Below are 22,760 nucleotides of genomic sequence, written 5' to 3'. Positions count from 1 at the left end.
TAAAGTAGCATTTGAAATGCGTATTTAAAAGTGCTAATATCCATCATTGAAATCTATTTAAAGGTGGAGTTGCGATGACAAAAATTTTCTTATGGCCGGGCACAAAGGCCTGCGAATGGTTTGGTATTGATCCCACACGCGATGCGGGGTTGATCCGTTGGATGTTCAACACGATATTCTATCTTAGCGCCGCGCTTGTGGTGCTGTGGGTGGTTCTTGGATGAGCATTCCGCCGCGATTCGAGATTAGCGCCGACGAGATCGGCAAGGTGGTGGCGGTGTTTTATGCGCGTATTCGCGCGCACGCGGTCCTCGGCGAAGTTTTTGCCGCGCATGTGACTGACTGGCCCGAACATGAGGCCAAGATTGCCAACTTTTGGCGCAATGCAATTCTGTTAGAAAGATCTTATTCGGGCAATCCGATGCGTAAGCATATGGCGGCCGGCAACGTACATGGCGAACACTTCCCGCAATGGTTGGCCATTTTCGACGAGGTGTTGGGTGACACGGTATCCGAAGATCAAGCGGCTGCGTGGTCCGCGCTAGCACACCGCATCGGGCAGGGGCTTCGCTTTGGGTTGGAAACCTATGTGCGCGTGCCAAACGGTGATCAAGTTCCACGGTTTTAACGCAAAACGCCGCCCCAAAATGGAGCGGCGTTTCGGTTGGAATAACAATGGGTTGGCTTAGAAGCCAAGACCAGCATATTTGTTCTTGAACTTGGAAACACGACCGCCAGCATCCATTAGACGCGTGCCGCCACCAGTCCATGCAGGGTGCACAGATGGGTCAACGTCGAGCGACATTGTATCGCCTTCTTTGCCCCAAGTGGACCGCATCTTCACGATTGTGCCATCCGTCATTTTGACGTCGATATCGTGGTAATCTGGGTGAATATCTTTTTTCATGACAGGTCCCCTTACGCCTTCGGCGCTTTGTAATTTGTAACTTCAGTAATACGCGCGGACTTACCACGACGCTCACGCAAGTAGTACAGCTTGGCGCGACGGACTTTACCGCGGCGGATGACTGTGATTTCGTCGATGTTGGTGGAGTGCAATGGGAATACGCGCTCTACGCCTTCGCCGAAGGAAATTTTACGCACTGTGAACGAGCCGGCGATGCCTTTGCCGTTCTTGCGAGCGATGCAGACGCCTTCGTAGTTTTGCACACGGCTGCGTGTGCCTTCGGTTACTTTGTAACCTACGCGGATGGTGTCACCCGCTTTGAAATCGGGGATTGTTTTCCCCAGCGCAGCAACTTGCTCCGCATCGATTTGTGCAATCAGGTTCATCTGATGGCTCCTTGATATAGCACGGGTTTTCCCGAGACTTGTTTGCGTGAGTGCAGAGCTCTTTGTCGTTTTCGGCACCATTTTGGCCCGCAAGAGATACCGTCATCATTCATTTTTTGTGATTGTCCGGCCTGCTGGTGCGGATGCCCCAACGAAAGGGCGCGCTAATTCCAGAGGGTCCATAAACCAACGCCCCGAATCCATTACTGGTCGAGGTTGTTTGCGTATAGGCGGAAGGGACGGGTCAAGCAAGAGGCTGATTGCCCTTGAAACGCTGTCTTTCTTACGTCTTTTTCACGTCTTGCACGCGTATGGCTGAATTTGGAAAATCGACTGGCTGTTCAGATGACACGCAGGCCCAATTGGGCGAGCAGGTCGGCGGCTTGGTTTTTCGAGATGATCGCGCCTTTGAGTTTTCTTGCGTCGCCTAATTTGACGCCGCCAAGATCCGCACCGCGCAGGTCGGCGTTTTCAAAGCGGCAGTCTGCAAGATGTGCATCGCACAATGAGCAGTCGTCAAACACTGTGTCTCTAAAGTCGCAAGAGCGCATATCCGCGTCTTTGAAATCAACGCGGGTCAGGGTTGTTTTGCGAAATGAGAGGTTAGGCAGAATCGCGAGGATCAGCAGGACGTCTTCAAGCATGAGATTGTTGGTTTTTGCTTCGGTCAGGTCGGCGCCGGTCATTTTGCAGTTTTTGATGCTGACATCGGTGAATAGCGCGCCGCGAAAGCTGGTGTTGCTGAAGTCGCCGCCGTTGATTTGGGTGTCTTGCAAGGTGGTGTTAAAGAGACGTGCGCCGGCTGCGCGGCAATTTTTAAACTGCGTGCCGTCAAGGCGTGCATTGTTGAACTTGGTATTTTTGAATGTGCAGTTTTCAAATTTCCACAGAGTAAAATCGAGATCTGACAGGTCCGTGTCGTCCAGATCGCAGTTCACAAGTGTTGCTGGCGCGTCATTTTTGCAGTTTTTCGCAAGGTCAGTGCGCGAGAGCTTGAGGCCGTTAAAGAGAGTGGTGTCATCAGTCATTTTTTTTGCGCGCCAGATGTGCGTCCCAAAGGTCGGGGCGGCGGTCTTTCGTGATTTTTTCGGACATGGTGTTGCGCCATGCGGCGATTTTTCCGTGGTTGCCGGATTGTAGCACGTCGGGGATGGGGCGGTCGTTCCAGAGGCTGGGTTTTGTATACTGGGGGTGTTCGAGCAGGCCGTTGGAGAAGGATTCCTCGACGGCGGAGTCGGCGTTTCCAAGGACGCCGGGGAGCAGCCGTACGGTAGCGTCGATCAGTGCTTGCGCGGCCAGTTCGCCGCCGGTCATGACAAAATCGCCAAGCGAGACTTCTTGAATGCCGAAGTGGTCGAGGATGCGTTCGTCGACGCCCTCGAACCTGCCGCAGAGTAGGGTGACGCCGTTGGTGTTGGCCGCCAAACCGCGCATCATCGCTTGATCCATCGGTTTGCCGCGGGGGCTAAGGTAGAGGATGGGCATGACGCCGCGGGCGCGGGTGCGGGCGTCTTTGATTGCTGCTTCGAGCACGTCGGCCCGCAGCACCATGCCAGCGCCGCCGCCGGCCGGTGTGTCGTCGACGTTTTTATGTTTGCCGATGCCGTAGTCACGCAGGTCGTAGGTTTGTAATTGCCATAGCCCGTCTTTCAAAGCGCGGCCCATCAGGCTTTCGCCCAAGACACCGGGGAAGGCTTGCGGGAAGAGCGTAATGATTTGCGCGGTCCACGCTGTCGCCAGATCGGGTTCCTCGGTCATAAGATCGCGCGGGATCAGGGTCGGGCGGATCGATTTGCGACCTAGAGATTTTGGGGTTGGTTCATCTGTCATGGTGCGGGGGTATCCGGATTTTGCGGCGCTGTGTTGTCGTTTTCGCGGTCATAGGGGTTTCCAGCCGCCGAGGGCTGCCGCCTCTGCGAGGGCTTTCTTTTGGTCTTGGACGGTTTGGTCGGGCAGGTTTGATTGGTTGAGCGTGAGGAATTGTGCCCAGAGCGCGTCGTCTGGTCCCTCGTTGCCTTTGCCCACCGGGGTCAGTGTGTCGCGCACCGATTGCGGGACGTTCATTTGATCGACAAGTGCAGCGCCGGGGCCAAGCGGGTGTTGTAGCGCGTCAGACATCGGCATGACGCTGACGGAGAGCGGCGCGAGGGCTTGGGTCACGTCGTTGATGATCGCAGCGAGGTCGGAGGTGTCGCCAAATGTCTGCTGGAATTGCGCGAAGGTCATTGTCAGCCTTTGCCCTTTGAGGTGGTGGCGGTAGGCGCTGTAGAGCCAGTCGTGGCTGTTGCGGGTGGTGAACAGGATTTTGACCTCTGCATCTGCGAACCGCTCTGCGAGGTAGCCTGCGAGATAGGTCATCAGGGTTGGCACCGCGCCGTAGTCGGTTACGTTTGGCCAGCCGGGTAGATGCCCTGCAAGCCCTTCGCAGCTGATGAGTAGGTCGCGGTCGGAACGGACGGGAAATTCGTTGAAAACATCATCGAGCAGCCCGGCCATATCAACCAATGCTAGCGGGTTTTTATTGCGCGAGTAGATTGCGGCGAGTTTCACGACGGGTTTGAGGTGACGCAGCATCCGCAGGTCGAAGTACGGCTCTAATATCTCGCGGTTGACCCACAAGAAGTGTTGCATCGAGCTGGTTCCGGTCTTGTGGAACCCCGGGTGCAAGAGGATTTGGCGCATGGGGCAAGCCGTCCGATCGGGATAAGAGTTGCGCCCATTCAACCCGTTTTAGCGGGTCAGGTAAAGCGGTCAGGCGTCCGTGAAGATGCCTTCGGGCGGGTCGGCGATGACGCGGCCTGCACCCAGATCTACGGTCGGCACATTGATGACGGTGAAGGGCAGCAGCACGGTTTCGGACATGCCAGTGGGCAGGATTTCGAGCAGATCGCCGGCGCCGTGGTTCACAACGGATTTCACTGTGCCAAGGGTTTTGTTGCCAGTGTCTAGCACAGTCAGGCCGGTCAGGTCGGCATAATAGTATTCGTCGTCGGGCAGGTTTGGCAGTTTGCTGCGCTCGGCGTAGAGTTCGACGTTGCGCAGGGCGTCGGCCTGTTCTTTGGTCGTGACGCCGTCGACGCGGGCGGTAAAGCCGCCTTTGACTTGGCCTGTCAGGACCAGTTGCGGAAAGGATTTTCCGTCTTCGGTTGTGAGCGGCGCGTAGTCTGCGATTGCAGCAGGGTCTGCGCAGAATGATTTCAGGCGCACTTCACCAGTGACGCCAAATGCACCGCCAAGGGTGCCAACGATAATGCGGTCAGTCATGGGAAAAACGCCTTGGAATATAATGGGGGCATAATTCTGCGGTATGCAGCGTTATGTAAGGGGATGCCCGAGCGCAGGACGCTCGGGCAAAGGTTGATTATTCTGCTGCGGCTTCTTCAGCTGCTGGCGCTGGTGCGGCGGCGGCTTCTGCTGCGTCGGCAGCTTTCTTTGCTTTCTCTTCAACGCGTGCTTTTGCGGCTTTGCCCGGCTCGCCTTTTTTCAGGTTTGCGCGGTCTTTCTTAGGCAATGTGCCGGCAGCTTCCAGAAGGCGGGAAACGCGGTCTGTTGGCTGTGCGCCTTGGCTCAACCAGTATTCAATGCGCTCCATGTTCATTTTCACGCGCTCTTCGGCGTCTTTTGGCAGCATTGGTGCATATGTGCCAAGTTTTTCGATGTAGCGGCCATCGCGTGGCATACGGCTGTCTGCCGCAACGATTGCATAGTGAGGGCGCTTCTTAGAGCCACCGCGGGCGAGACGAATTTTCATAGCCATGATAGATAGTCCTTTGTTTTGTTTAGTAGGATGCGTTTTAACGCATCAAGATTTGTGTTGTTTGTGGTGTTGGATAACTTCCTGAATAATGAAATTCAGAAATTTCTTGGCAAAATCAGGATCGAGATCGGCCTGATCTGCAAGCTCGGTCAACCGTGCAATCTGCGCCGCTTCGCGGGTCGGATCGGACGGTGGAAGGTCGTGTTCTGCTTTCAGCGCGCCCACGGCTTGGGTGTGTTTGAACCGCTCGCCTAACGTATAGACGAGGATCGCATCAAGCCTGTCGATGCTTTCGCGGTGCCCTGCAAGTAGGTTTGCGGCGCGCATTATGTCGTTTGATACGGTCATAGATGCGACACTTCCGGGCGCGGGTGGCGGTAGCAATGTGTGCCGTCATGGTCGCCATTTTCATCACGCACAGCGCCCAAGCGCAGCGCAAGTTTGATGCCGCGGTCGTTTTCGGGGTCGATGTAGCTGACCAGATTGTCGAAGCTGAGGGCGTTCCACGCGTTGTTGCGTGCTTTCTCGGCTGCTTCAAAAGCAAGGCCTTTGCCTTCTGCCTCTTCGGTGAACAGGAACCCGAGTTCTGGTTCGGGGTCGCCGGTTTCGTGGCCCAAGAGCACAAAACCGAGGACAGATTTATCTTCTTGGTCTTCGACGGTCCAGAGCCCGCAGCCGCGCAAGATCCAGCTGGCGGTCAGTTGGATGAAGTCGTCCCATGCCCCTTCGCGGGTCAGGGGGCCGCTGACGTAGCGGCCGCGTTCTGATGTGAACAGGTCTGCGAAGACGTCGAAATCTTCCATGTAGGGGCCGCGCATAACGGTCCGGTCGGTGAATATACGCGGCAGCGCTTGCCCGATGCGTTCAACTGCGACGGCGGCTTGTTGTTGTGGCAGGGTTTCCCACGGCAGGCGTTTTGCGTTTGGGTCAATCATAAGGATACACCTTTTGGCACAGGGTGACGGTAAACGAGCGTTTCAGGGCTTGGTGCTTTGGCGTTCACGTCGAGTTTTGCGCCAAGTTTTTCGGCCAGTTTGATCGAGCGGACGTTGGTGTGCCCGATGTAGCTGACGACAGTTTGCCAGCCAAGCACATCGTAAGCGTGTGTGACAGCGGCACTTGCGGCCTCGGTCGCGATGCCTGTGCCTTCGATTTTAGGGTCAAACATCATCCAGCCGATTTCGGTCTCTGGCCAGTCGGGTGGTGTCCATGGTCCCACAAGCCCGACACAGTCATTGTCACCTCGCAGGGTGATCGCCCACATGCCGTAGCCATAGATGCTCCAGTGGCCGAGTTCGGAAGCGAAGGCGCGCCAGATTTTACCCAAGTCGCCGTTGCTGCCGAATGCGCCGGCGCGGTCGGACATCATGAAGTCGTGGAACGCCATCCAGTCGCCCGGTTCAGGTGGTCGCATGACGAGACGCGGGGTTTCAAGGGTGACGTTCATGGCGTGACCTCGTCGAGCTGCGCAAGCGCGTCGGGGTGGTCGTGTGCGAGATGGCGCATGACGATTGTGGGTTCATGTTCGTGGGTCATGCGTGATTTTTCAATTGCACCGAGCCGTTTTGCGAGGGCAAGCGAGCGGGTATTTGTGGCGGCAATCATTGAGATCAGTGGTGAGAGGCCGAGACTGCCTGCCCATGCGCGCACGGCGATTGCGGCCTCAAAGCAGAGCGATTTTCCTTCAAAGCCGTCAAACATGTGCCACGCCAGTTCCGGCTCGGGCCAGTCGACATGATTAAGGATGCCGACGCGCCCGATGGCTTGGCTCGTTGCGTTATCTTCAAGCGTGAAGAAGCCGTAGCCGTGCCAATGCCAGTGGCCGACGCTGCCAATGAACCCGCGCCATGCGTCATTTTCGGAGCCGTTGTCGCCGATAGTTTCCATGCGGTTCGAGTTGGTGACAAAGTCGGTGAAGGCTGCGAGGTCGGATTTTTGTGGCCCACGGATGGTGAGGTGGTTTGTGATGAGGGTCGGGGCGTTGGTCAGGGTCATGCGGATGCTCCTGATAGGGCGTGCAGCCTCCGGCGGGAGTTTGATTGGACACAGAAAATCGGGGCGAGAAGCGCCTTAGCCTGCGTCAAATATGCCAGAGGGGTTTGCATCACTTCTTTTTCCCGAAACCGGAGAGGCCGGGGGGCAGGGCGGAGCCGCCACCCATGCCGGGGAAGCCTTGGGGCAATTTGCCTTTGAGGGCTTTTGCCGCCTCTGCCATGGCTTTCGGGTCGTTCATATCAGGCATGGCGTCATTGCTGCCTTTGCCACTGAACATGCCTTTCATGGCTTGTTTCAGCATGCCGCCTTTGCCCATTTTCTTCATCATGTCGCCCATTTGGCGCTGTTGTTTGATGAGTTTGTTGAGTTCGGAGACTTCTAGCCCTGCGCCTTTTGCGATCCGCTTTTTACGCGAGGCGGCCAGCAGGTCGGGGTTGGCGCGTTCTTTTTTGGTCATCGAGTTGATGAGCGCGATCTGGCGGGTCAGGATTTTGTCGTCGAGCCCTGCCTTGTCCATCTGCGATTTCATTTTGCCCATGCCGGGCATCATCCCCATCATGCCTTCCATGCCGCCCATTTTGATCATCTGTTCAAGCTGCATGCGCAGGTCGTTGAAGTTGAAGCGACCTTTTTGGAAGCGGCGCATCATGCGTTCGGCTTGTTCAGCCTCGATGGTTTCCTGGGCTTTTTCAACGAGGGCAACGATGTCGCCCATGCCGAGGATGCGGCCTGCGATGCGTTCTGGCTCGAAGGTTTCGATGGCGTCCATTTTTTCGCCGAGGCCGACGAAGCGGATGGGTTTGCCGGTGATTGCGCGCATCGAGAGTGCAGCACCACCGCGTCCGTCGCCGTCCATACGGGTCAGGACAACGCCAGTGACGCCGATTTTGTCGTCGAATTCTTGTGCCACGTTGACGGCGTCCTGGCCTGTGAGGCCATCGACGACGAGAAGGGTTTCGCGTGGGTTGACCGCGTCGCGCACTGCGGCAGCTTGTGCAATCAGGTCTGCGTCGATGTGCAAGCGGCCTGCGGTGTCGAGCATGTAGACGTCGTAGCCGCCGAGCGAGGCTTGGGTTTTGGCGCGCTTAGCGATTTGGACGGGTGTTTCGCCTTTGACGATTGGCAGTGTGTCGACGCCGATTTGCACGCCGAGGATCGCGAGTTGTTCCATCGCGGCCGGCCGGTTGGTGTCGAGCGATGCCATCAGGACGCGTTTGCCCTCGCGTTCTTTGAGGCGTTTCGCGAGTTTGGCTGTGGTTGTGGTTTTACCGGAGCCTTGCAGGCCGACCATCAGGATCGGTGCAGGTGCGTTGTCGATTTTCAGTTTGCCCGGATCGCTGTCGCCCGTCAGGATGTGACGCAATTCGTCGTGCACGATTTTGACGACTTGTTGGCCCGGGGTGATGGATTTGGTGACGGACTGGCCGGTTGTTTTGGCTTCGACTGCCGCGATGAAGTCGCGTGCCACTGGCAGGGACACGTCGGCCTCTAGCAGGGCGACGCGTACTTCGCGTAGGGCGGTTTTGACGTCGTCTTCTGAGAGCGCACCTTGTTTGGTGAGTTTGTCGAAGACGCCGGATAGCCGGTCTGATAGGTTCTCGAACATTGGCGTAAGCCCTCTTGAATGCGATTTCGCCCCCGTGGGCGCGACGCGCTGACGGAGGGCGATCCCTATGACTAGGGACCGGAAAGCTGGTGCTGTCCGGAGTTAGGGTTTGTTTACTTGGGTGGAGGAGCGGAGTCAACTGGTTATGAAGGACAGGAATGTCTTGTGTTACTGAACGTAAATGCTGCATTTGGGGGTAACGGTTTTTAAGCGCACAGGTGCAGTATGGATAATTGGGACGAGATCAGGACCGCCTATCAGGTGGCGCGCAACGGTACGGTGTCGGGGGCGGCTGAGGTTTTGGGCGTGCATCATGCCACGGTTATTCGTCATATTGATGCGCTGGAGGTCCGCTTGGGCGCCAGATTGTTTCAGCGGCACGCGCGCGGGTATACCCCGACCGAAGCGGGCACGGATTTGCTGCAAGTGGCGCAAGCGACGGATGATCAGTTTGCCCAGTTGCAAGGGCGGATCAAGGGGCGCGGTGAGGGTGTCAGCGGGGAATTGGTGGTAACGTCACTGACGGCTTTGTCGTATGTGTTGACCCCTGCGTTGGTCAGTTTTCAAGCATTGCATCCTGACCTGAAGGTCAGGTTTATGACAGGTGACCGGCTATTCCGTCTGGAATACGGCGAGGCCCATGTCGCGGTGCGCGCCGGTGTGATGCCCGACCAGCCGGATAATGTTGTGCAGCCTTTTATACGCCTTGGGATCAAGTTGATGGCATCCAAGGCATATGTTGCGCAGCATGGTTTGCCTGCGTCGGAGGATGATTTTGCGGGTCATCGTTTTGTGGGGCAGGATAGTGCAGCAAATCGTGCGCCATTCAATCAATGGCTGCGTAGTAAGGTGTCGGACGATCAGATCTCTTATGTGGCCACAGATGACCGTTTGCGTGCTGCTGCGATTATGCAGGGGGCGGGGATCGGGTTTTTATTGGAGCATGAAGCGCTGGAGAGCAACGGGTTGGTTGAGGTTATTCCGGCGCGCGAGGATTGGGCCGCAGCGACGTGGTTGGTGACCCATGTTGATTTGCATCGCACGTCCAAAGTGCAGGCATTTCTGGCCCATTTAAAAGAATTTGTTAAGGGTGACCTCGTATGACATTGCTTTCTCGGCAGGGCCATTTGGCGATGTTGTTGTTCTCGGTTTTAGTCGCGGGATCTTTTGCGCTAGGGGCAATGGCTGCCAATGAGATCACGCCGATGGCGTTGAATGCGGTGCGTTTCTGGATCGCGACCGTGGTGATTGGCGTGGTTGTTGTGGCCCGCGGTGGGGTGCCTAGGGAAGCGTTTGCAGCCTCTTGGCGCTATCTGATTTTGGCGGCCATTTTTGCGATTTACTTTGTGCTGATGTTCGAGGGGTTAAAAACCGCGCCTGCGGTCAGCGCAGCGGCAGTGTATACGCTGACACCGATATTGGCTGCGGGGTTTGGTTGGCTGATTTTGCGTCAAACGTTGACGGGGCGCATGGCGAGTGCGTTGCTGATTGGCGGGATCGGCGCGTTGTGGGTGATTTTTCGCGCGGATATAAACGCGCTGATGCGGTTTGAGCTGGGGCGTGGCGAGGCGGTCTATTTTCTGGGGTGCGTTTGCCATGCGCTATATACGCCATTGGTACGCAAGTTGAACCGCGGCGAGACGGCGTTGATTTTTGCCTTTGGCACGGTTTTGGGTGCGGCGGTCTTGTTGACGATTGCGGGGTGGTCGGACTTGATGGCGACGCAGTGGACGGGTCTGCCGGCTGTGGTTTGGGTGACGATACTTTATACAGCCGTGTTTGCCACGGCGGCCACGTCGATATTATTGCAGTTTTCGGCGATGCGCCTGCCGGCGTCCAAGGCTATGGCGTATACCTATCTCGTGCCTGCCTGGGTGATCATTTGGGATATCGCGCTGGGCGGTGCAGCGCCGCCTGTTGCAGTGATTGCGGGCATTGGGTTGACCGCCGTGGCGTTGGTTTTGTTGTTGCGAGATTAAGCGAGGTTCTGTGCGAGGAAGGCCTCGAAGGCGTCGAGATCAATGGGGTCCATTTGTCCGAACCCCTGCATCCAGATTGACGCCTCGCGCATCGCATCAGGGTCGAGTTTGCACCATTTCACGCGGCCGCGTTTTTCTTGGGTGATGAGTTTGGCTGCGGTCAGGACACCGAGGTGTTTCGAGATTGCGGCCAGTGACATTGCGAAGGGGTAGGCCACATCGGTGACAGCCATGTCGTCTTCGAGCAGCATCCCGAGGATGGCGCGGCGGGTGGGGTCGGCGAGGGCCGCGAAGGTGGCGTCGAGTGAATTGGTCATAAGGTGATTAAGCGCGACGGGATTGAAACGTCAACCATTTGGTTGAATATCAAAAGCGGTGCTTTGGGTGTCATTCGGGAAATACTACGCTCTCGTATTTTTAAGAATAACCATACTTTACAATGACTTGTATGCGTACCAACCCTGCTTGACACATTGCGTGCCGCGACCTAAACCCTGCCTAACTCTTTGTGGGACTTGAAATTGATGTCTGACCCCCGCGATCCACTTGATGATGATGCCCGATTAAAGGCATTGGAAGCGAAGCTGGCGCAGGCGAGGCAGGTTGAATACGTCAAGGAACACGGAGAAGAACACTATAGTCAGGCGCAACAAGCCTGGCGCATGGTGATCGAATTAGTCGCCGGTCTAGGGATCGGATTTGGCATTGGGTATAGTCTGGATTTGTTCTTTGGGACGCTTCCGATTTTCCTGGTGGTGTTTATATTTTTGGGCTTCGCGGCGGGTGTCAAAACCATGATGCGGTCGGCCCAAGAGATGCAAAGAAAACAGTCGGCGTCTGCTGACGAAAATGAGGGTGAAAACCGTGGCAACTGAGACAACCGCTGCTGAAGATACTGGGCTGGTTTTCCACCCGCTGGATCAATTCATGGTTAAGCCGTTGTTCGGCGACGGTGTGATCCATTGGTACACACCAACAAATGTGACGCTTTGGATGGCCGTTGCTGTTCTGTGCATCGTTGGTTTGTTTGTGTTTGGCAGCCGTGGTCGTGCGATTGTGCCGACGCGTGTGCAGTCAATCGGCGAGCTGATGTACGGTTTCGTTTACAAGATGGTCGAAGATGTAACGGGTAAGGATGGCGTGAAGTATTTTCCTTACATCATGACCCTGTTCGTTTTCATTCTGTTCGCAAACTTCCTTGGGTTGATCCCGATGTCGTTCACAACAACCAGCCATATCGCGGTTACTGCGGTATTGGGGTTTGGTGTGTTCTTTGCGGTCACTATTCTTGGTTTTGTTTTGAACGGTCCCAAGTTTCTAGGTCTGTTCTGGATGTCTGAAGCGCCGCTGATCTTGCGTCCCGTTATCGCGATCATCGAGCTTATCTCTTACTTCGTGCGCCCTGTGAGCCACTCTATCCGTCTTGCGGGTAACGTGATGGCCGGCCACGCAGTTATCAAAGTTTTCGCAGGTTTTGCTGCCATTGCGGTTATCAGCCCCGTGTCTGTTCTGGCGATCACCGCCATTTACGGACTTGAGGTTCTGGTGGCCGGTATTCAGGCCTACGTCTTTACCATTCTGACCTGTGTGTATTTGAAAGATGCGTTGCATCCGTCGCACTAAGTTAGTCACGTCACTACAACTTTATTCCATCGTAAGGAGAATCTCATGGAACTCGTAGCAGCAGCCGCACTCGGCAAATTCATCGGCGCAGGCTTGGCCGCAATCGGTTCCGGCGCAGCCGCAATCGGTGTTGGTCACGTCGCTGGTAACTTCTTGGCAGGCGCATTGCGCAACCCATCCGCAGCTGCATCGCAGACTGCAACACTGTTCATCGGCCTCGCATTCGCAGAAGCTTTGGGGATCTTCTCGTTCCTCGTCGCACTTCTGTTGATGTTCGCTGTATAAATAAAACCGTTATCCTTACGGCTGACCTGCGCGCCTGAACCGGTGCGCAGGTTGGTATAACCAAAGGTATTCGGGGGCCACCATGGCAACAGAGACTGTCGAACACGGGGCGGAAACATCTGCGGGTATGCCGCAGCTAGATTTCTCGACCTTTCCGAACCAGATTTTCTGGCTCATTGTCACCTTAGTGGTGATTTATCTCGTGCTTTCGCGCGTTGCATTGCCGCGCATTGGTTCGGTTCTTGCAGAGCGGTCTGGCACGATTACGAATGATGTTGCCGCAGCTGAAGAGCTGAAGCAAAAAGCTGTTGAAGCAGAAGCTGCATATCAGCAGGCTTTGGCTGATGCACGCGCACAGGCCAGCACGATTATTGCCGAAGCGAAAGCGGTGGCGCAATCGGATCTTGAGAAAGAGATCAAAAGGGCCGATGCGAAGATCTTTGCCAAAGCGGCCGAGAGCGAAAAGGTGATTGCAGAGATCCGTGATGGCGCGGTGAAAAGCGTTACGCAGGTTGCTAAAGACACTGCCAAGGAATTGGTTGCGTTGTTTGGCGGCACGGTTGATGCAAAAACGATTACGGCGGCTGTAACCGCCCGCATGAAGGGTTCAAGGACATGAAAAATCTGACCGCGACCCTGTTTGTTATGATGGCATCGCCTGCGTTTGCAGCTGACGGCCCGTTTGTATCGTTGCGCAACACGGATTTCGTCGTGCTGCTTGCGTTCATCTTGTTCATCGGCATTTTGGTTTATTTCAAGGTGCCGTCCAAGATTGGCGAGATGCTTGATGGCCGGTCCGCTGCAATCAAAGCGGATCTGGACGATGCACGCGCCCTGCGTGATGAAGCACAATCGCTGCTGGCCTCGTATGAGCGCAAGCAGAAGGATGTGCAGGAGCAGGCGGCGCGTATCGTTGAGATGGCACGCGAAGAGGCGGCAAGTTCTGCTGTGACTGCGAAAGCCGAGATCGAGGCCTCTATTGTGCGTCGTCTAGCTGCCGCAGAGGACCAGATGAACAGTGCCCGCGATTCTGCGGTAAAGGCTGTGAAGGATCAGGCTGTTGTGGTGGCTGTTGCTGCTACGAAAGATGTGATTGCTGCACAGATGGACACTAAGGCTGCTGACCAGTTGATTACGGACGCGATTGCGACTGTACAAGCGAAGCTGCACTAAGGTTTCGATTATTGTAGGATGGGTTTTAACCCATTTTGAAAAAGGCCCTTCGCGTATGCGGAGGGCTTTTTTTTATGAGATAGCTACCGGTGTCAATTTGCGTTTCGCTCGACCTGTTTTTCTGGTCGGTTTGTAGGGCGTTATGAGCAGGTGCAGGTGTCCGCAACGAAAAAGGGGCCACCTGATGGTGACCCCTTTTATCGATATGTTATGCGCTCTTAGTTTGGCGTGATGATGACATCGACGCGACGGTTTTGCTGGCGCCCCTGTGCCGTTGCGTTTGTGGCGATTGGTGCATCTTCGCCCCGTCCAATGGAGCGGATCCGCTGTGGAGACACGCCTGCGTTCATCAAGACGGATGTGACAGCCTGTGCGCGGCGCTGGGACAGGTCGAAGTTGTAGGCAGCGTCGCCGACGTTATCTGTATGTCCAACCACGTTCACGGTTGTGTTCGGGTAGCTGTTGATCGAGTTGGCCAAGGTCGCGAGTGACGACTGCGAAGCGCCAGACACTGTGGTCGAGTTTGTTGCGAACAGGATGTCTTGTGGCAGGCTCACTGTCAGATTGTTACCGTTATTGGTGATCCCGACGTTGCTGCCTAGCTGCGCGCGCAATTCCTCTTCCTGGCGGTCGAGTGCGTTGCCGATACCTGCCCCGATCAGGCCGCCAAGAATCGCGCCTTTGGCTGCGTTTTCGCGCCGCCCGCTGGCACTATCTCCGGAAGCAATGCCTGCAAGTGCGCCAAGGCCAGCGCCGATGGCCGCGCTTTGCCGCGTTTTTACGCCGTCATTAGGGGCGACGTCGGTACAGGCAGACACAAAGGTCATGGTTGCCGTTGCAAGTACGATAGGGAGTTTAAAAAATGTCATAGGTTTTGTCCGTTCAATAACATGCGCCGTGGCGCTGGGATGATGGGGCTAGATATGGCTTATTAACCGTTGTTATCCAATATCGTTCCGGATTTTCGTTGTTTTATGCGGTGTTTCGCTTAGGCGGCGCTGTCGTTGCGGGCTGCTTCCCATGCGAGTAGGGCGCGTTTGACAGGAAGTCCCCAGTGATAGCCGCCCAGTGCGCCTGATTTGCGCAGGGCGCGGTGGCAGGGAATCAGCAGGCTGACGGGGTTGCGACCGACGGCTGTGCCGACGGCGCGCACGGCTTTTGGCTTGCCGATGGACTGCGCGATTTCGGAATAGGTGGTGACGTGGCCCGAGGGGATGCGCAGCAGGGCTTCCCAAACTTGCAGTTGAAACGGTGCGCCGATCATATGTAGCGCGGTGTTTCCGGTGAGCCCAAGGGCGGCGGTGGTCCATGCGGCGATGGCGTCGGGGTTTTCAATGTAGCGGGCGTTGGGCCAGCGGGCGCGCAGGTCGGCCATCGCGATGTCGGGGCCAAATTCGGCGGCGAACGCGAGACCGCAAATGCCGCGATCTGTGCCCATGGAAAGTGCTGTGCCAAAGGGGCTATCGAACCAACCGTAGTTGATGGTGAGGCCTGTGCCTGCCTGTGCAAACTCGCCGGGGCTCATGGCTTCCCATTTCACAAAGAGGTCGTGTAGGCGTCCTGAGCCTGAGAGGCCGATGGAAGCGGCGGTTTCGAGTGTGGTGAAGTTGGAGGCGAGCAGGGACTTGGCGTGGTCTAATGCGAGATATTGTTGGTAGCGTTTGGGTGAGACGCCGACCCATTGCGAGAACAGGCGCTGGAAATGTGCGGGGCTCATGTTCATTTTTGTGGCGAGGTCAGCAAGGGAAAGTGGTCCGTCGGTTGCGCCATCTATCAGGTCGATAGCGCGGCGCATGGTTTGATAGTGGTATGAGTTTTGCTGTTCCATGAGGGTAGTCTATGCCATGGCGGTGCTTGATCGCGACCCGAAAAATGCGCATAGGTTTTGGTATGGTAAAACAACTAGATTATAAAACGATCCGCGAGATGTTTGAGCGGTTTCGCGAAGCCGAAGCCGAGCCGAAGGGTGAACTGGAGCATGTGAATGTTTACACGCTTGTGGTCGCTGTCGCGCTATCGGCACAGGCGACGGACAAGGGTGTGAACAAGGCGACGCGCGAATTATTTAAGATTGCTGATACACCGCAGAAGATGTTGGATTTGGGTCTTGAGGGTGTGACCGAGCATATCAAGACGATTGGGCTGTTTCGCCAGAAGGCGAAGAACGTCATCAAGATGTCGCAGCTATTGGTTGATGAGTTTGATGGTGAAGTGCCAAATTCGCGTGCGGCGCTTCAGTCGTTGCCGGGGGTGGGGCGCAAGACTGCTAATGTGGTTTTGAACATGTGGTGGGGTCAGCCGGCGCAGGCTGTGGACACCCATATTTTCCGTGTGGGGAATCGCAGCGGCATTGCTGTTGGCAAGGACGTCGATGCGGTTGAACGCGCGGTTGAGGATCATGTGCCTGCGGATTTTCAATTGCATGCGCATCACTGGCTAATTTTGCACGGCCGCTATACATGCGTGGCGAGAAAACCGAAATGCGCGGCTTGTTTGATCCGCGATCTGTGTATGTTTGAGGATAAGAACCTATGAAGAAGTTTCAGGTCGTTGGTATTGGCAATGCGATGGTGGACGTGCTTGCGCGCGCTGACGATAGATTTTTGGCGGATGCCGGGATCGAGAAAGGCATTATGCAGCTGATCGATATGGAGCGTGCGGTTGAGCTATACGGGATGATTGGTCCTGCGCGCGAAGTGTCTGGTGGCTCTGCTGCGAATACGATTGCGGGGATTGCCCATTTGGGTGGCCGCACGGCCTATGTGGGCAAAGTGAAGGACGATCAGCTGGGTGCAATTTTTGCCCATGATTTACGTGCGCAGGGGGCGGTGTATGAGACGGCGTTTGCGCCCAAGGACGCCGCTGATGAGACGGGTCGTTGTTTGATTATTGTGACCCCCGATGGTGAGCGGTCGATGAACACTTATTTGGGTGTGACCGAGTTTTTGACAGTAGATGACATTGATGAAGCCCAGATGGCGCAGGCAGAATGGATTTATCTGGAAGGATACCGTTTTGATGGTCCCGAGAGCCATGCGGCGTTTGCAAAAGCCAACGCAGCATGTCGTGCCGCGGGTGGTCGGGTATCGTTAACGTTATCGGACCCGTTTTGTGTGTCCCGACATCGTGACGCATTTCGCACCATGATTAAAGATGATGTGGATCTGTTGTTTTGTAATCGCGCAGAGATGTTGTCGATGTATGAGACTGATGATTTTGATGCGGCTCTGGCGCAGGCGGCGTCAGAGGTTGCAATTGTTGTTTGCACGCATAGTGAGCATGGCGCGCATGTTTTGGCGGATGGTGAGCGCTGGCATTTGCCTGCGGTTCCGACGCAAATTGTCGATGCCACAGGTGCCGGTGATTTGTTTGCGGGCGCATTTTTGTGGGCATTGACGACGGGCTATAGTTTGCCTGATTGCGGAAAAATCGGGAATATTGCCGCGTCTGAAGTGATTAGCCACATTGGGGCGCGTCCCGAGGCCGATCTTAAGGTGTTGGTTGCGCAGGCGGGGCTAACGCCAACCACATAGCATCAAGCGCGTCGATTTTGGCGGGATCAAAGCGGGACTCTTCTTTCCAGTATTTTCCGGATGGCACGTAATACCCGAGGGCGGATTCGGTTTGCAGGGCGGCCACGACTGCGGTGGTGTCGTGTTGCACGGGTTTATGCGCGGCTGCGGATGAGGGCTGCGTGCGTGGGAAGGTGAGTTGACTGGGGCCGCGCGAGAGGTTGACCATTGCGCAGTCGTTTTGTGCCGCAATCGCCATGAGCCGTGCTGATTTTGCTTTGAGGTTTCGGAGCGAAATGTCGGTGCGCAGTGGGTCGGGTTTGCCCGTGCCGTAGAAATGGGTATTGCCTGTTTTAGGGTAGACCATGTCGCAGCCGATCATCGCGATGACCGATGGCTTGAGTGCGCCGAGGGCCCAGTACGCGGCGGTGAAAGCCATGGTTCCGCCCGCGTAGACAAAGCCGCCATAGGTGTTTTGCACAGGAACGTAGTCGGTTGAGCGGATGATGCGTTGGGTCGCGTTGATGTTTGTAGGTTGGCGCTGATCGGGGAAGTCGTCGGGGAAGATCAGGTTGTTCCAGTCGGGTCGAACTTGCCATGCATTATTTATCGCGAGGATGTGGTCGAACTGGGACGCGTCCCACGTTTGCGCGTTAATGGCCGCAGGGCCGGAGCCGATGATCAGAATGGTCTTCATATGATGTTCTCGGTTTCTTGGATCAGAGTTAACCCGAATGGTTTGCGTTTCGAGAACAAAATGCAGGTTGTGCAAGAAAGAAAGTGCGCCGCCAGCCGTTAGTCGCGTGGCGCAGCGGGCGTGGCAGCGGCTTCTTCGTCGACGGTCATCGGCATGTCTGCCTGTACCGCAGGTTAAACTTGCTAGACGTAGGTTAACATTTGGTTTCTTCAGAGTGAAAATATGTTCGGGGGTGAGGCCGTAGGCCGAGGGGGGCTAGCCCCCTGACCCGCTCGCCGCAGGCGCTATTCGCCCAACTTTGCGTGCACTTCGTTCAGGTCGATTTCGCCGATCGGCATTTTGTTACCTGGATTTTCGAAGTCGTATTTGAACAGTTGGAAATCTTTTTTGTAGATTTCCCACATTAGGTGTTTGGACATGTCGTCAAAGTAGTCCTCAACCGGATGCAAGCGTTTTGGTCCGTGTCCTTCGCTTTCGTTGAAGCGCGGGATTGCCGAGAGGTCGACATTGTGTGGTGTGTTCATGTTGTCGAGCACTTGCTGCATGCCTTCATTGAACTGTTCGGTCCAGAAGATTTTGTCGTAGCGTCCGCCGTTCACGATGAACGTCGAGATATGCCCTGACATGCCTGACCAGTGGATGTCGGGTTCCATTGGTTTGCGCCAGCGGATGGTGTCGCGCGCGAACAGAAGGAAGCGCCGAAAGGATTTGATTTGGTCGAATTCGAAGCCTGTGTCCGGATCGCCGACTTCGATGCCGTATTTCTGGATTAAGAGCGGGACAAGGTTGCCGCGATACCGTTTGCCATTGCGCTGGATGCCGCAGATCTTATCGAAGAATGACGACAGAATACGCGTGTAGGGGTTGCGCACGCAGGTGAACGCGTAGCTGTTGTGTGCTTTGACGTTTGCGGTAATGAGCGGTTGGCTTTCGTCCATTGCCCATTTGTGCATGCCGTCTTTTGAATCGTGGATGTCCCCGTCGAAAAATTTGCCGTGGTCCGAGTAATACATAATCTGGCCGATGGTCGAGCAGGCGCATTTCGGTACGACCCGATACACAACGCTTTCGCTTTCGGTCATCCAGGTGCCGGGAAAACCCATAATAATTGTCTCCATCTGACCGCGGTAATTGCGATCTTTTTGTGCGTAACGTCATAGTTGACCGAGAAATACAAAGAAACCCTGTATATTCAACGTCTGTTCACGTTATGACATGTAAGCAATACATAGGCAGTGAGTATACTTTTTTACCATGGCAAAAATCGCGTTTATCCTTCTGTGTCATAAAGACCCCGATGCAATCATTCAGCAGGCTGAACAGCTGACAGCTGCGGGTGATTTCATTGCTATACACTTTGACGCCCGCGCTCCTGCGGAGGCATTTGTCCGTATTCAGGCGGCGTTGCGCGATAATCCCAATGTCACCTATCCCAAAAAGCGTATTAAATGTGGCTGGGGCGAATGGTCGTTGGTGCAAGCTACGCTTTCTGCTGTGGAGGCGGCTGTGGATGCGTTTCCGCGCGCCACGCATTTTTACATGGTGTCGGGCGATTGTATGGCGATCAAGTCGGCCAAGTTTGCCCATCAGTTTCTGGATGATAATGACGTCGATTATGTCGAGAGTTTTGACTATTTCGAGAGTGATTGGATCAAGACCGGATTTAAGGAAGAGCGGCTGATATACCGCCACTATTTTAATGAGCGCACGCAAAAGCGTAGGTTCTATTGGTCATTCTGGTTTCAGCGCAAGTTTGGTATGACCCGCGAGGTGCCTGCTGATTTGCAGGTGATGATTGGGTCGCAGTGGTGGGTGCTGCGTCGTCGCACGATTGAGTGGATTTTGGATTTCACCAAGACCCGTAAGGATGTGATGCGGTTTTTCCGCACGACCTGGATTCCTGACGAGACGTTTTTTCAGACGTTGGTGCGCCATTTGGTGCCCGGGAATGAGATCCATACGCGGTCTATGACGTTTTTGATGTTCACGGAATATGGCATGCCAGTGACATTTTATAATGATCATTACGATTTGCTGTTGTCGCAGGATAGCCTGTTCGCCCGCAAGATTTCGCCCGAGGCGAAGGAGTTGAAAGAGCGTTTGGGGGTGCTTTATGCTTCGGAGCGGGACGATTTCAAGATCTCGAACGAGGGGCGTAGCCTGTTCAAGTTTTTGTCGGGCCGTGGGCGTATCGGTCGCCGTTTTGCGACGCGGTTTTGGGAGACCGAGACGTCATTGGGCCGTGAGCGGGAGTTGCTGATTGTTGCCTGTAAGAAATGGCACGTGGCCAAGCGGCTGACGCAATCTATTCGTCAGTACACCGATCTGCCTGTCATTGATTATATCTTTAACGAGGAAAATACCGAGTTGCCCGATTTGGGCGGGATTCAGTCAACGATTGGCAAGCGCACCCGTCATCGCCGCGCCTTGATGCGGATGTTGTTTGATTATTACGAGACCAATAAATTGGTGATTTGTCTGGATACAGCCAGTCTTGATCTGATGCAGGATTTCTTTTCGGATCGTTCAACGACCAGATTGTTGGAGATCGAGTGTAGTTTGACGGACGCGTTTTTGGCCGGTCATGCCCGTCGTGTCGGGTTGGCGGGCGAACAAACGTCGCAGGATACATTGTCGCGGCTGTTGCCGACCATTCGTTATGATATGCTGTTTGAGAGTGACCGGATGCGCGACGAAGATTTTGTCCATCATACGGTCATCAAAGAGCATTTAAGCCCGCAAGAGAACGCCGGTGCTATTGCGCAATTTTTGGGCGTGGATGATGATACCGCACGCCAGCTGGCTGAAACCCCCTATCTGTTTGTTGACTAAGGTGACCCAATGAAATTTGACTATGATGACCAGAATATTTTTGCGAAAATCCTGCGCGGGGAGATCCCCAACAGCACTGTTTTTGAGAATGATCATGCGCTTGCGTTTCAGGATATTCACGCGCAGGCCCCTGTGCATGTGCTGATTATCCCCAAAGGTGCCTATGTCAGCATTGACGATTTTGCGGCCAATGCCAGTGCGGAAGAACAGGTTGGTTTCTTTGCTGCGGTGGCTGCTGTTTGCGCGATGGGCAATATTGAAGCGGGGTTCCGTGCGATCGCGAATACGCGCGCGCACGGCTTGCAGGAAGTTCCGCATTTCCACATGCACATTGTCGGTGGCAAGCAGCTAGGGCTGATGTTGCCTGCTTAACTTTTGGTGAGCGCGAGGAAGACGTCTTCGAGGTCGGACTGTTCCGTGGTGATATCGCTGATTTCGATTTTCGCGTTGCGGATGATGTCGAGCACGGCGTCGGCGCTGGTTTTGCTGGATTGATAGGTGAAGGCGAGTTTACCGTCGCGCCGTTTGGCCCCTGTGATGGTGTCGGGCAGGGGCGGTAGCTCTGCTTCGCGTGCTGGTTTGATCACGAGCGTTTTGTGGTCAAGCCGTCCGAGCAGGTTTGCGGTGCTGTCGCGCACGATTTGGCGGCCGTGGTTGATGATCGCGATCTCGTCGCACATGGCCTCGGCTTCTTCCAAGTAATGCGTGGTCAGGATGATGGTCACGCCTTGTTCGTTCAGCTTGCGCACGTTGGCCCAGAGCATGTTGCGCAGTTCGATGTCGACGCCTGCGGTGGGCTCGTCAAGGACGAGGATTTGTGGTGAGTGAACGAGGGCTTTGCCTAGCAGAAGACGCCTACGCATGCCGCCTGAGAGCGAGCGGGCGTGGGCGTGGGCTTTGTCGGTGAGACCGATGATTTTCAGAATTTCGTCGGTTTTGCGCTGTGACTTTGGCACGCCGTAGAGCCCTGCTTGCACGTCGAGCGAGCCTGCGGGGGTGAAGAACGGATCGAGGTGCGGTTCTTGCGGCATGATCCCGATGGAGGCGCGGGACTGGCGCGGGTTTTCGTCTTGGTCAAAGCCCCAGATTTTCACGCTGCCCGACGTTTTATTGACCAGACCCGCGAGGATATTGATCAGCGTGGATTTGCCAGCGCCGTTTGGCCCCAGCAGACCAAAAACGGTTCCGCGCGGGATGTTAAGATCAATACCATGCAAGGCGGTTTTCGCCTCTGTGCGCCCTGTGGCGGCATAGGTTTTGGTCAGGCCTGAAATTTCAATCGCATTGAGTGTCATGTGCGTCTTTCCACGGTGCGTGTCATTTGTTAGTTATGATCTATGACGGGCCATGACCCGTGGCAACCAGACAGGACGAGATATGACAACACCGGCTCCAGAAACCCGCATTGTGAACGAGTACCGTGTGGCATGTGATGGCGGCGGTGCGTCGGGGCATCCGCGTGTTTGGTTGCAGATTCCAGGTGAGCATGGCTGGGTTGAGTGCCCGTATTGCGATGCAAAGCTGGTGCATAAAGATTTTGAAGGAAAGGTCTGAGCGATGACAAACAAGCGTGTTGTGCTGTCGAGTGATCATTCGGCGTTAGAATTGCGTGCGGCGGTTGCGGCACATGTGGCGAGTTTGGGCTGGGAGGTCGTGGATATCGGGCCGACGACCACCGAGAGCACGCATTATCCTGTGCATGGTCAGGCGGCTGCACAGCGTGTTGTGTCGGGTGATTGTGCCTTGGGCATTATTATCTGTGGCACGGGCCAGGGTATTATGATGGCGGCCAATAAGGTGGCTGGCGTGCGTTGTGGTGTGTGTTCGGATGTGTTTTCGGCGCGGATGATCCGTCAGCACAATGATGCGAATATGTTGTCGATGGGCGCGCGTGTTTTGGGCGAGGGTGTTGCGCTGGATATTGTGACGGCGTTTTTGGCTGCTGAGTTCGAGGGTGGCCGTCATGCCACTCGCGTTGCGATGATTGAGCCGTCTTAAGGCTGGCAGC

At 55.4% G+C, this 22,760-nt stretch carries 33 protein-coding genes; 15 read left to right on the top strand and 18 right to left on the bottom strand.

Features of this window, described 5'->3' with window-relative positions; genetic code table 11:
- The first annotated feature begins 74 nt into the window (after window positions 1-74).
- Together ACXLHR_RS12230 and ACXLHR_RS12225 are read left to right on the top strand one after the other, a co-directional pair.
- Entirely contained in the window at window positions 75-224 is a 150-nt protein-coding gene (locus tag ACXLHR_RS12230; RefSeq protein ID WP_458791707.1) for a hypothetical protein, read from the top strand.
- Window positions 221-628, top strand: a complete 408-nt coding sequence (locus tag ACXLHR_RS12225) for a group III truncated hemoglobin (RefSeq protein WP_458791706.1) — start codon at window positions 221-223, stop codon at window positions 626-628. Before ACXLHR_RS12230 ends, ACXLHR_RS12225 begins: the two co-directional genes overlap by 4 nt.
- 57 nt (window positions 629-685) lie before the next feature.
- On the opposite strand, the gene rpmE is transcribed toward ACXLHR_RS12225, so the two are convergent.
- From rpmE to ffh, 12 genes are all read right to left on the bottom strand, one after another.
- On the bottom strand, window positions 686-907 hold the full coding sequence (rpmE, locus tag ACXLHR_RS12220) for a 50S ribosomal protein L31 (protein ID WP_458791705.1): 222 nt from the start codon (window positions 905-907) through the stop codon (window positions 686-688).
- 11 nt (window positions 908-918) lie between these two features.
- Window positions 919-1,293: a 50S ribosomal protein L19 gene (gene rplS / locus ACXLHR_RS12215; protein WP_458791704.1), complete on the bottom strand. Its 375-nt coding sequence runs from the start codon at window positions 1,291-1,293 to the stop codon at window positions 919-921.
- 341 nt (window positions 1,294-1,634) lie between these two features.
- Window positions 1,635-2,321: a pentapeptide repeat-containing protein gene (locus ACXLHR_RS12210; protein ID WP_458791703.1), complete on the bottom strand. Its 687-nt coding sequence runs from the start codon at window positions 2,319-2,321 to the stop codon at window positions 1,635-1,637.
- Window positions 2,314-3,123: a tRNA (guanosine(37)-N1)-methyltransferase TrmD gene (gene trmD, locus ACXLHR_RS12205; RefSeq protein ID WP_458791702.1), complete on the bottom strand. Its 810-nt coding sequence runs from the start codon at window positions 3,121-3,123 to the stop codon at window positions 2,314-2,316. The genes ACXLHR_RS12210 and trmD overlap by 8 nt, the downstream gene beginning before the upstream one ends.
- Before the next feature lie 48 nt (window positions 3,124-3,171).
- Entirely contained in the window at window positions 3,172-3,924 is a 753-nt protein-coding gene (locus ACXLHR_RS12200; protein WP_458791701.1) for a hypothetical protein, read from the bottom strand.
- 120 nt (window positions 3,925-4,044) lie between these two features.
- Entirely contained in the window at window positions 4,045-4,557 is a 513-nt protein-coding gene (rimM, locus tag ACXLHR_RS12195; protein ID WP_458791700.1) for a ribosome maturation factor RimM, read from the bottom strand.
- 97 nt (window positions 4,558-4,654) lie between these two features.
- Window positions 4,655-5,050, bottom strand: a complete 396-nt coding sequence (gene rpsP, locus ACXLHR_RS12190) for a 30S ribosomal protein S16 (protein WP_458791699.1) — start codon at window positions 5,048-5,050, stop codon at window positions 4,655-4,657.
- A 45-nt stretch (window positions 5,051-5,095) separates the two neighbouring features.
- The gene (locus tag ACXLHR_RS12185; protein WP_458791698.1) at window positions 5,096-5,398 is read right to left on the bottom strand and encodes a chorismate mutase; all 303 of its coding nucleotides are present in this window, start codon (window positions 5,396-5,398) and stop codon (window positions 5,096-5,098) included.
- Window positions 5,395-5,985 carry a GNAT family N-acetyltransferase gene (locus tag ACXLHR_RS12180; RefSeq protein WP_458791697.1) on the bottom strand — a complete coding sequence of 197 codons (591 nt, stop codon included), beginning with the start codon at window positions 5,983-5,985 and terminating at the stop codon, window positions 5,395-5,397. The genes ACXLHR_RS12185 and ACXLHR_RS12180 overlap by 4 nt, the downstream gene beginning before the upstream one ends.
- Entirely contained in the window at window positions 5,982-6,497 is a 516-nt protein-coding gene (locus ACXLHR_RS12175; RefSeq protein WP_458791696.1) for a GNAT family N-acetyltransferase, read from the bottom strand. Before ACXLHR_RS12175 ends, ACXLHR_RS12180 begins: the two co-directional genes overlap by 4 nt.
- Window positions 6,494-7,045 carry a GNAT family N-acetyltransferase gene (locus tag ACXLHR_RS12170; RefSeq protein ID WP_458791695.1) on the bottom strand — a complete coding sequence of 184 codons (552 nt, stop codon included), beginning with the start codon at window positions 7,043-7,045 and terminating at the stop codon, window positions 6,494-6,496. Before ACXLHR_RS12170 ends, ACXLHR_RS12175 begins: the two co-directional genes overlap by 4 nt.
- A 109-nt stretch (window positions 7,046-7,154) precedes the next feature.
- Window positions 7,155-8,651, bottom strand: coding sequence for a signal recognition particle protein (gene ffh, locus ACXLHR_RS12165; RefSeq protein ID WP_458791694.1), 1,497 nt, complete (start codon window positions 8,649-8,651; stop codon window positions 7,155-7,157).
- A 225-nt stretch (window positions 8,652-8,876) separates the two neighbouring features.
- On the opposite strand from ffh, the gene ACXLHR_RS12160 reads away from it, so the two are divergent.
- Together ACXLHR_RS12160 and ACXLHR_RS12155 are read left to right on the top strand one after the other, a co-directional pair.
- Window positions 8,877-9,755 (top strand): LysR family transcriptional regulator, encoded by an 879-nt coding sequence (locus tag ACXLHR_RS12160; RefSeq protein ID WP_458791693.1) that lies wholly within the window; start codon window positions 8,877-8,879, stop codon window positions 9,753-9,755.
- Entirely contained in the window at window positions 9,752-10,630 is an 879-nt protein-coding gene (locus ACXLHR_RS12155; protein ID WP_458791692.1) for a DMT family transporter, read from the top strand. Before ACXLHR_RS12160 ends, ACXLHR_RS12155 begins: the two co-directional genes overlap by 4 nt.
- Here ACXLHR_RS12155 and ACXLHR_RS12150 read toward each other — a convergent pair.
- On the bottom strand, window positions 10,627-10,947 hold the full coding sequence (locus ACXLHR_RS12150; RefSeq protein ID WP_458791691.1) for an ArsR/SmtB family transcription factor: 321 nt from the start codon (window positions 10,945-10,947) through the stop codon (window positions 10,627-10,629). The genes ACXLHR_RS12155 and ACXLHR_RS12150 overlap by 4 nt on opposite strands.
- 207 nt (window positions 10,948-11,154) lie before the next feature.
- On the opposite strand from ACXLHR_RS12150, the gene ACXLHR_RS12145 reads away from it, so the two are divergent.
- The 5 genes from ACXLHR_RS12145 (at window position 11,155) to ACXLHR_RS12125 (ending at window position 13,711) form a co-directional block, all read left to right on the top strand.
- Complete coding sequence (locus ACXLHR_RS12145) at window positions 11,155-11,505, top strand: AtpZ/AtpI family protein (RefSeq protein ID WP_458791690.1); 351 nt, start codon at window positions 11,155-11,157, stop codon at window positions 11,503-11,505.
- Window positions 11,495-12,253 carry a F0F1 ATP synthase subunit A gene (locus tag ACXLHR_RS12140; RefSeq protein WP_458791689.1) on the top strand — a complete coding sequence of 253 codons (759 nt, stop codon included), beginning with the start codon at window positions 11,495-11,497 and terminating at the stop codon, window positions 12,251-12,253. The genes ACXLHR_RS12145 and ACXLHR_RS12140 overlap by 11 nt, the downstream gene beginning before the upstream one ends.
- 45 nt (window positions 12,254-12,298) lie before the next feature.
- A complete protein-coding gene (locus ACXLHR_RS12135) occupies window positions 12,299-12,538 on the top strand; it encodes a F0F1 ATP synthase subunit C (protein ID WP_458791688.1) in 240 nt (79 codons plus the stop codon).
- Window positions 12,539-12,620: 82 nt separating this feature from the next.
- Window positions 12,621-13,157 (top strand): F0F1 ATP synthase subunit B', encoded by a 537-nt coding sequence (locus ACXLHR_RS12130; RefSeq protein ID WP_458791687.1) that lies wholly within the window; start codon window positions 12,621-12,623, stop codon window positions 13,155-13,157.
- Window positions 13,154-13,711: a F0F1 ATP synthase subunit B gene (locus tag ACXLHR_RS12125; RefSeq protein WP_458791686.1), complete on the top strand. Its 558-nt coding sequence runs from the start codon at window positions 13,154-13,156 to the stop codon at window positions 13,709-13,711. Before ACXLHR_RS12130 ends, ACXLHR_RS12125 begins: the two co-directional genes overlap by 4 nt.
- Window positions 13,712-13,929: 218 nt before the next feature.
- Here ACXLHR_RS12125 and ACXLHR_RS12120 read toward each other — a convergent pair whose 3' ends face one another.
- Together ACXLHR_RS12120 and ACXLHR_RS12115 are read right to left on the bottom strand one after the other, a co-directional pair.
- Window positions 13,930-14,580: an OmpA family protein gene (locus ACXLHR_RS12120; protein ID WP_458791685.1), complete on the bottom strand. Its 651-nt coding sequence runs from the start codon at window positions 14,578-14,580 to the stop codon at window positions 13,930-13,932.
- A 119-nt stretch (window positions 14,581-14,699) separates the two neighbouring features.
- Window positions 14,700-15,539 (bottom strand): methylated-DNA--[protein]-cysteine S-methyltransferase, encoded by an 840-nt coding sequence (locus ACXLHR_RS12115; RefSeq protein ID WP_458791684.1) that lies wholly within the window; start codon window positions 15,537-15,539, stop codon window positions 14,700-14,702.
- Window positions 15,540-15,601: 62 nt separating this feature from the next.
- Between ACXLHR_RS12115 and nth the strand changes: the two genes are divergently transcribed.
- Both nth and ACXLHR_RS12105 read left to right on the top strand, forming a co-directional pair.
- The gene (gene nth / locus ACXLHR_RS12110) at window positions 15,602-16,246 is read left to right on the top strand and encodes an endonuclease III (RefSeq protein WP_458791683.1); all 645 of its coding nucleotides are present in this window, start codon (window positions 15,602-15,604) and stop codon (window positions 16,244-16,246) included.
- On the top strand, window positions 16,243-17,244 hold the full coding sequence (locus ACXLHR_RS12105) for an adenosine kinase (protein ID WP_458791682.1): 1,002 nt from the start codon (window positions 16,243-16,245) through the stop codon (window positions 17,242-17,244). Before nth ends, ACXLHR_RS12105 begins: the two co-directional genes overlap by 4 nt.
- Here ACXLHR_RS12105 and ACXLHR_RS12100 read toward each other — a convergent pair.
- The gene (locus ACXLHR_RS12100) at window positions 17,201-17,920 is read right to left on the bottom strand and encodes a hypothetical protein (RefSeq protein ID WP_458791681.1); all 720 of its coding nucleotides are present in this window, start codon (window positions 17,918-17,920) and stop codon (window positions 17,201-17,203) included. The two genes, ACXLHR_RS12105 and ACXLHR_RS12100, sit on opposite strands and share 44 nt — an antisense overlap.
- 284 nt (window positions 17,921-18,204) lie before the next feature.
- Window positions 18,205-19,023, bottom strand: a complete 819-nt coding sequence (locus ACXLHR_RS12095; protein WP_458792540.1) for a sulfotransferase family protein — start codon at window positions 19,021-19,023, stop codon at window positions 18,205-18,207.
- A 151-nt stretch (window positions 19,024-19,174) separates the two neighbouring features.
- Between ACXLHR_RS12095 and ACXLHR_RS12090 the strand changes: the two genes are divergently transcribed.
- Together ACXLHR_RS12090 and ACXLHR_RS12085 are read left to right on the top strand one after the other, a co-directional pair.
- Window positions 19,175-20,752 carry a DUF5928 domain-containing protein gene (locus ACXLHR_RS12090; protein ID WP_458791680.1) on the top strand — a complete coding sequence of 526 codons (1,578 nt, stop codon included), beginning with the start codon at window positions 19,175-19,177 and terminating at the stop codon, window positions 20,750-20,752.
- Between the two features lie 9 nt (window positions 20,753-20,761).
- Window positions 20,762-21,124 (top strand): HIT domain-containing protein, encoded by a 363-nt coding sequence (locus ACXLHR_RS12085; protein WP_458791679.1) that lies wholly within the window; start codon window positions 20,762-20,764, stop codon window positions 21,122-21,124.
- Here the strand turns inward: ACXLHR_RS12085 and ACXLHR_RS12080 are convergent.
- Window positions 21,121-22,047 carry an ABC transporter ATP-binding protein gene (locus tag ACXLHR_RS12080; RefSeq protein ID WP_458791678.1) on the bottom strand — a complete coding sequence of 309 codons (927 nt, stop codon included), beginning with the start codon at window positions 22,045-22,047 and terminating at the stop codon, window positions 21,121-21,123. The genes ACXLHR_RS12085 and ACXLHR_RS12080 overlap by 4 nt on opposite strands.
- Before the next feature lie 82 nt (window positions 22,048-22,129).
- Between ACXLHR_RS12080 and ACXLHR_RS12075 the strand changes: the two genes are divergently transcribed.
- Complete coding sequence (locus ACXLHR_RS12075; RefSeq protein ID WP_445801537.1) at window positions 22,130-22,306, top strand: zinc-finger domain-containing protein; 177 nt, start codon at window positions 22,130-22,132, stop codon at window positions 22,304-22,306.
- Between the two features lie 3 nt (window positions 22,307-22,309).
- The gene (gene rpiB / locus ACXLHR_RS12070; protein WP_458791677.1) at window positions 22,310-22,750 is read left to right on the top strand and encodes a ribose 5-phosphate isomerase B; all 441 of its coding nucleotides are present in this window, start codon (window positions 22,310-22,312) and stop codon (window positions 22,748-22,750) included.
- The last annotated feature ends 10 nt before the right edge of the window (window positions 22,751-22,760 follow it).

The sequence above is a fragment of the Yoonia sp. MH D7 genome (genome assembly GCF_054439475.1).
Note: the sequence above shows the minus strand (reverse complement) of the source record. Positions and strands in the feature narration are given on the sequence as shown.

Bases quoted from the DNA above. Each gene is read 5' to 3' on its own strand.
- ACXLHR_RS12230 (WP_458791707.1), top strand. From the start codon at position 75: ATGACAAAAATTTTCTTATGGCCGGGCACAAAGGCCTGCGAATGGTTT.
- ACXLHR_RS12225 (WP_458791706.1), top strand. From the start codon at position 221: ATGAGCATTCCGCCGCGATTCGAGATTAGCGCCGACGAGATCGGCAAG.
- rpmE (WP_458791705.1), bottom strand. From the start codon at position 907: ATGAAAAAAGATATTCACCCAGATTACCACGATATCGACGTCAAAATG.
- rplS (WP_458791704.1), bottom strand. From the start codon at position 1,293: ATGAACCTGATTGCACAAATCGATGCGGAGCAAGTTGCTGCGCTGGGG.
- ACXLHR_RS12210 (WP_458791703.1), bottom strand. From the start codon at position 2,321: ATGACTGATGACACCACTCTCTTTAACGGCCTCAAGCTCTCGCGCACT.
- trmD (WP_458791702.1), bottom strand. From the start codon at position 3,123: ATGACAGATGAACCAACCCCAAAATCTCTAGGTCGCAAATCGATCCGC.
- ACXLHR_RS12200 (WP_458791701.1), bottom strand. From the start codon at position 3,924: ATGCAACACTTCTTGTGGGTCAACCGCGAGATATTAGAGCCGTACTTC.
- rimM (WP_458791700.1), bottom strand. From the start codon at position 4,557: ATGACTGACCGCATTATCGTTGGCACCCTTGGCGGTGCATTTGGCGTC.
- rpsP (WP_458791699.1), bottom strand. From the start codon at position 5,050: ATGGCTATGAAAATTCGTCTCGCCCGCGGTGGCTCTAAGAAGCGCCCT.
- ACXLHR_RS12185 (WP_458791698.1), bottom strand. From the start codon at position 5,398: ATGACCGTATCAAACGACATAATGCGCGCCGCAAACCTACTTGCAGGG.
- ACXLHR_RS12180 (WP_458791697.1), bottom strand. From the start codon at position 5,985: ATGATTGACCCAAACGCAAAACGCCTGCCGTGGGAAACCCTGCCACAA.
- ACXLHR_RS12175 (WP_458791696.1), bottom strand. From the start codon at position 6,497: ATGAACGTCACCCTTGAAACCCCGCGTCTCGTCATGCGACCACCTGAA.
- ACXLHR_RS12170 (WP_458791695.1), bottom strand. From the start codon at position 7,045: ATGACCCTGACCAACGCCCCGACCCTCATCACAAACCACCTCACCATC.
- ffh (WP_458791694.1), bottom strand. From the start codon at position 8,651: ATGTTCGAGAACCTATCAGACCGGCTATCCGGCGTCTTCGACAAACTC.
- ACXLHR_RS12160 (WP_458791693.1), top strand. From the start codon at position 8,877: ATGGATAATTGGGACGAGATCAGGACCGCCTATCAGGTGGCGCGCAAC.
- ACXLHR_RS12155 (WP_458791692.1), top strand. From the start codon at position 9,752: ATGACATTGCTTTCTCGGCAGGGCCATTTGGCGATGTTGTTGTTCTCG.
- ACXLHR_RS12150 (WP_458791691.1), bottom strand. From the start codon at position 10,947: ATGACCAATTCACTCGACGCCACCTTCGCGGCCCTCGCCGACCCCACC.
- ACXLHR_RS12145 (WP_458791690.1), top strand. From the start codon at position 11,155: ATGTCTGACCCCCGCGATCCACTTGATGATGATGCCCGATTAAAGGCA.
- ACXLHR_RS12135 (WP_458791688.1), top strand. From the start codon at position 12,299: ATGGAACTCGTAGCAGCAGCCGCACTCGGCAAATTCATCGGCGCAGGC.
- ACXLHR_RS12130 (WP_458791687.1), top strand. From the start codon at position 12,621: ATGGCAACAGAGACTGTCGAACACGGGGCGGAAACATCTGCGGGTATG.
- ACXLHR_RS12125 (WP_458791686.1), top strand. From the start codon at position 13,154: ATGAAAAATCTGACCGCGACCCTGTTTGTTATGATGGCATCGCCTGCG.
- ACXLHR_RS12120 (WP_458791685.1), bottom strand. From the start codon at position 14,580: ATGACATTTTTTAAACTCCCTATCGTACTTGCAACGGCAACCATGACC.
- ACXLHR_RS12115 (WP_458791684.1), bottom strand. From the start codon at position 15,539: ATGGAACAGCAAAACTCATACCACTATCAAACCATGCGCCGCGCTATC.
- nth (WP_458791683.1), top strand. From the start codon at position 15,602: ATGGTAAAACAACTAGATTATAAAACGATCCGCGAGATGTTTGAGCGG.
- ACXLHR_RS12105 (WP_458791682.1), top strand. From the start codon at position 16,243: ATGAAGAAGTTTCAGGTCGTTGGTATTGGCAATGCGATGGTGGACGTG.
- ACXLHR_RS12100 (WP_458791681.1), bottom strand. From the start codon at position 17,920: ATGAAGACCATTCTGATCATCGGCTCCGGCCCTGCGGCCATTAACGCG.
- ACXLHR_RS12095 (WP_458792540.1), bottom strand. From the start codon at position 19,023: ATGGGTTTTCCCGGCACCTGGATGACCGAAAGCGAAAGCGTTGTGTAT.
- ACXLHR_RS12090 (WP_458791680.1), top strand. From the start codon at position 19,175: ATGGCAAAAATCGCGTTTATCCTTCTGTGTCATAAAGACCCCGATGCA.
- ACXLHR_RS12085 (WP_458791679.1), top strand. From the start codon at position 20,762: ATGAAATTTGACTATGATGACCAGAATATTTTTGCGAAAATCCTGCGC.
- ACXLHR_RS12080 (WP_458791678.1), bottom strand. From the start codon at position 22,047: ATGACACTCAATGCGATTGAAATTTCAGGCCTGACCAAAACCTATGCC.
- ACXLHR_RS12075 (WP_445801537.1), top strand. From the start codon at position 22,130: ATGACAACACCGGCTCCAGAAACCCGCATTGTGAACGAGTACCGTGTG.
- rpiB (WP_458791677.1), top strand. From the start codon at position 22,310: ATGACAAACAAGCGTGTTGTGCTGTCGAGTGATCATTCGGCGTTAGAA.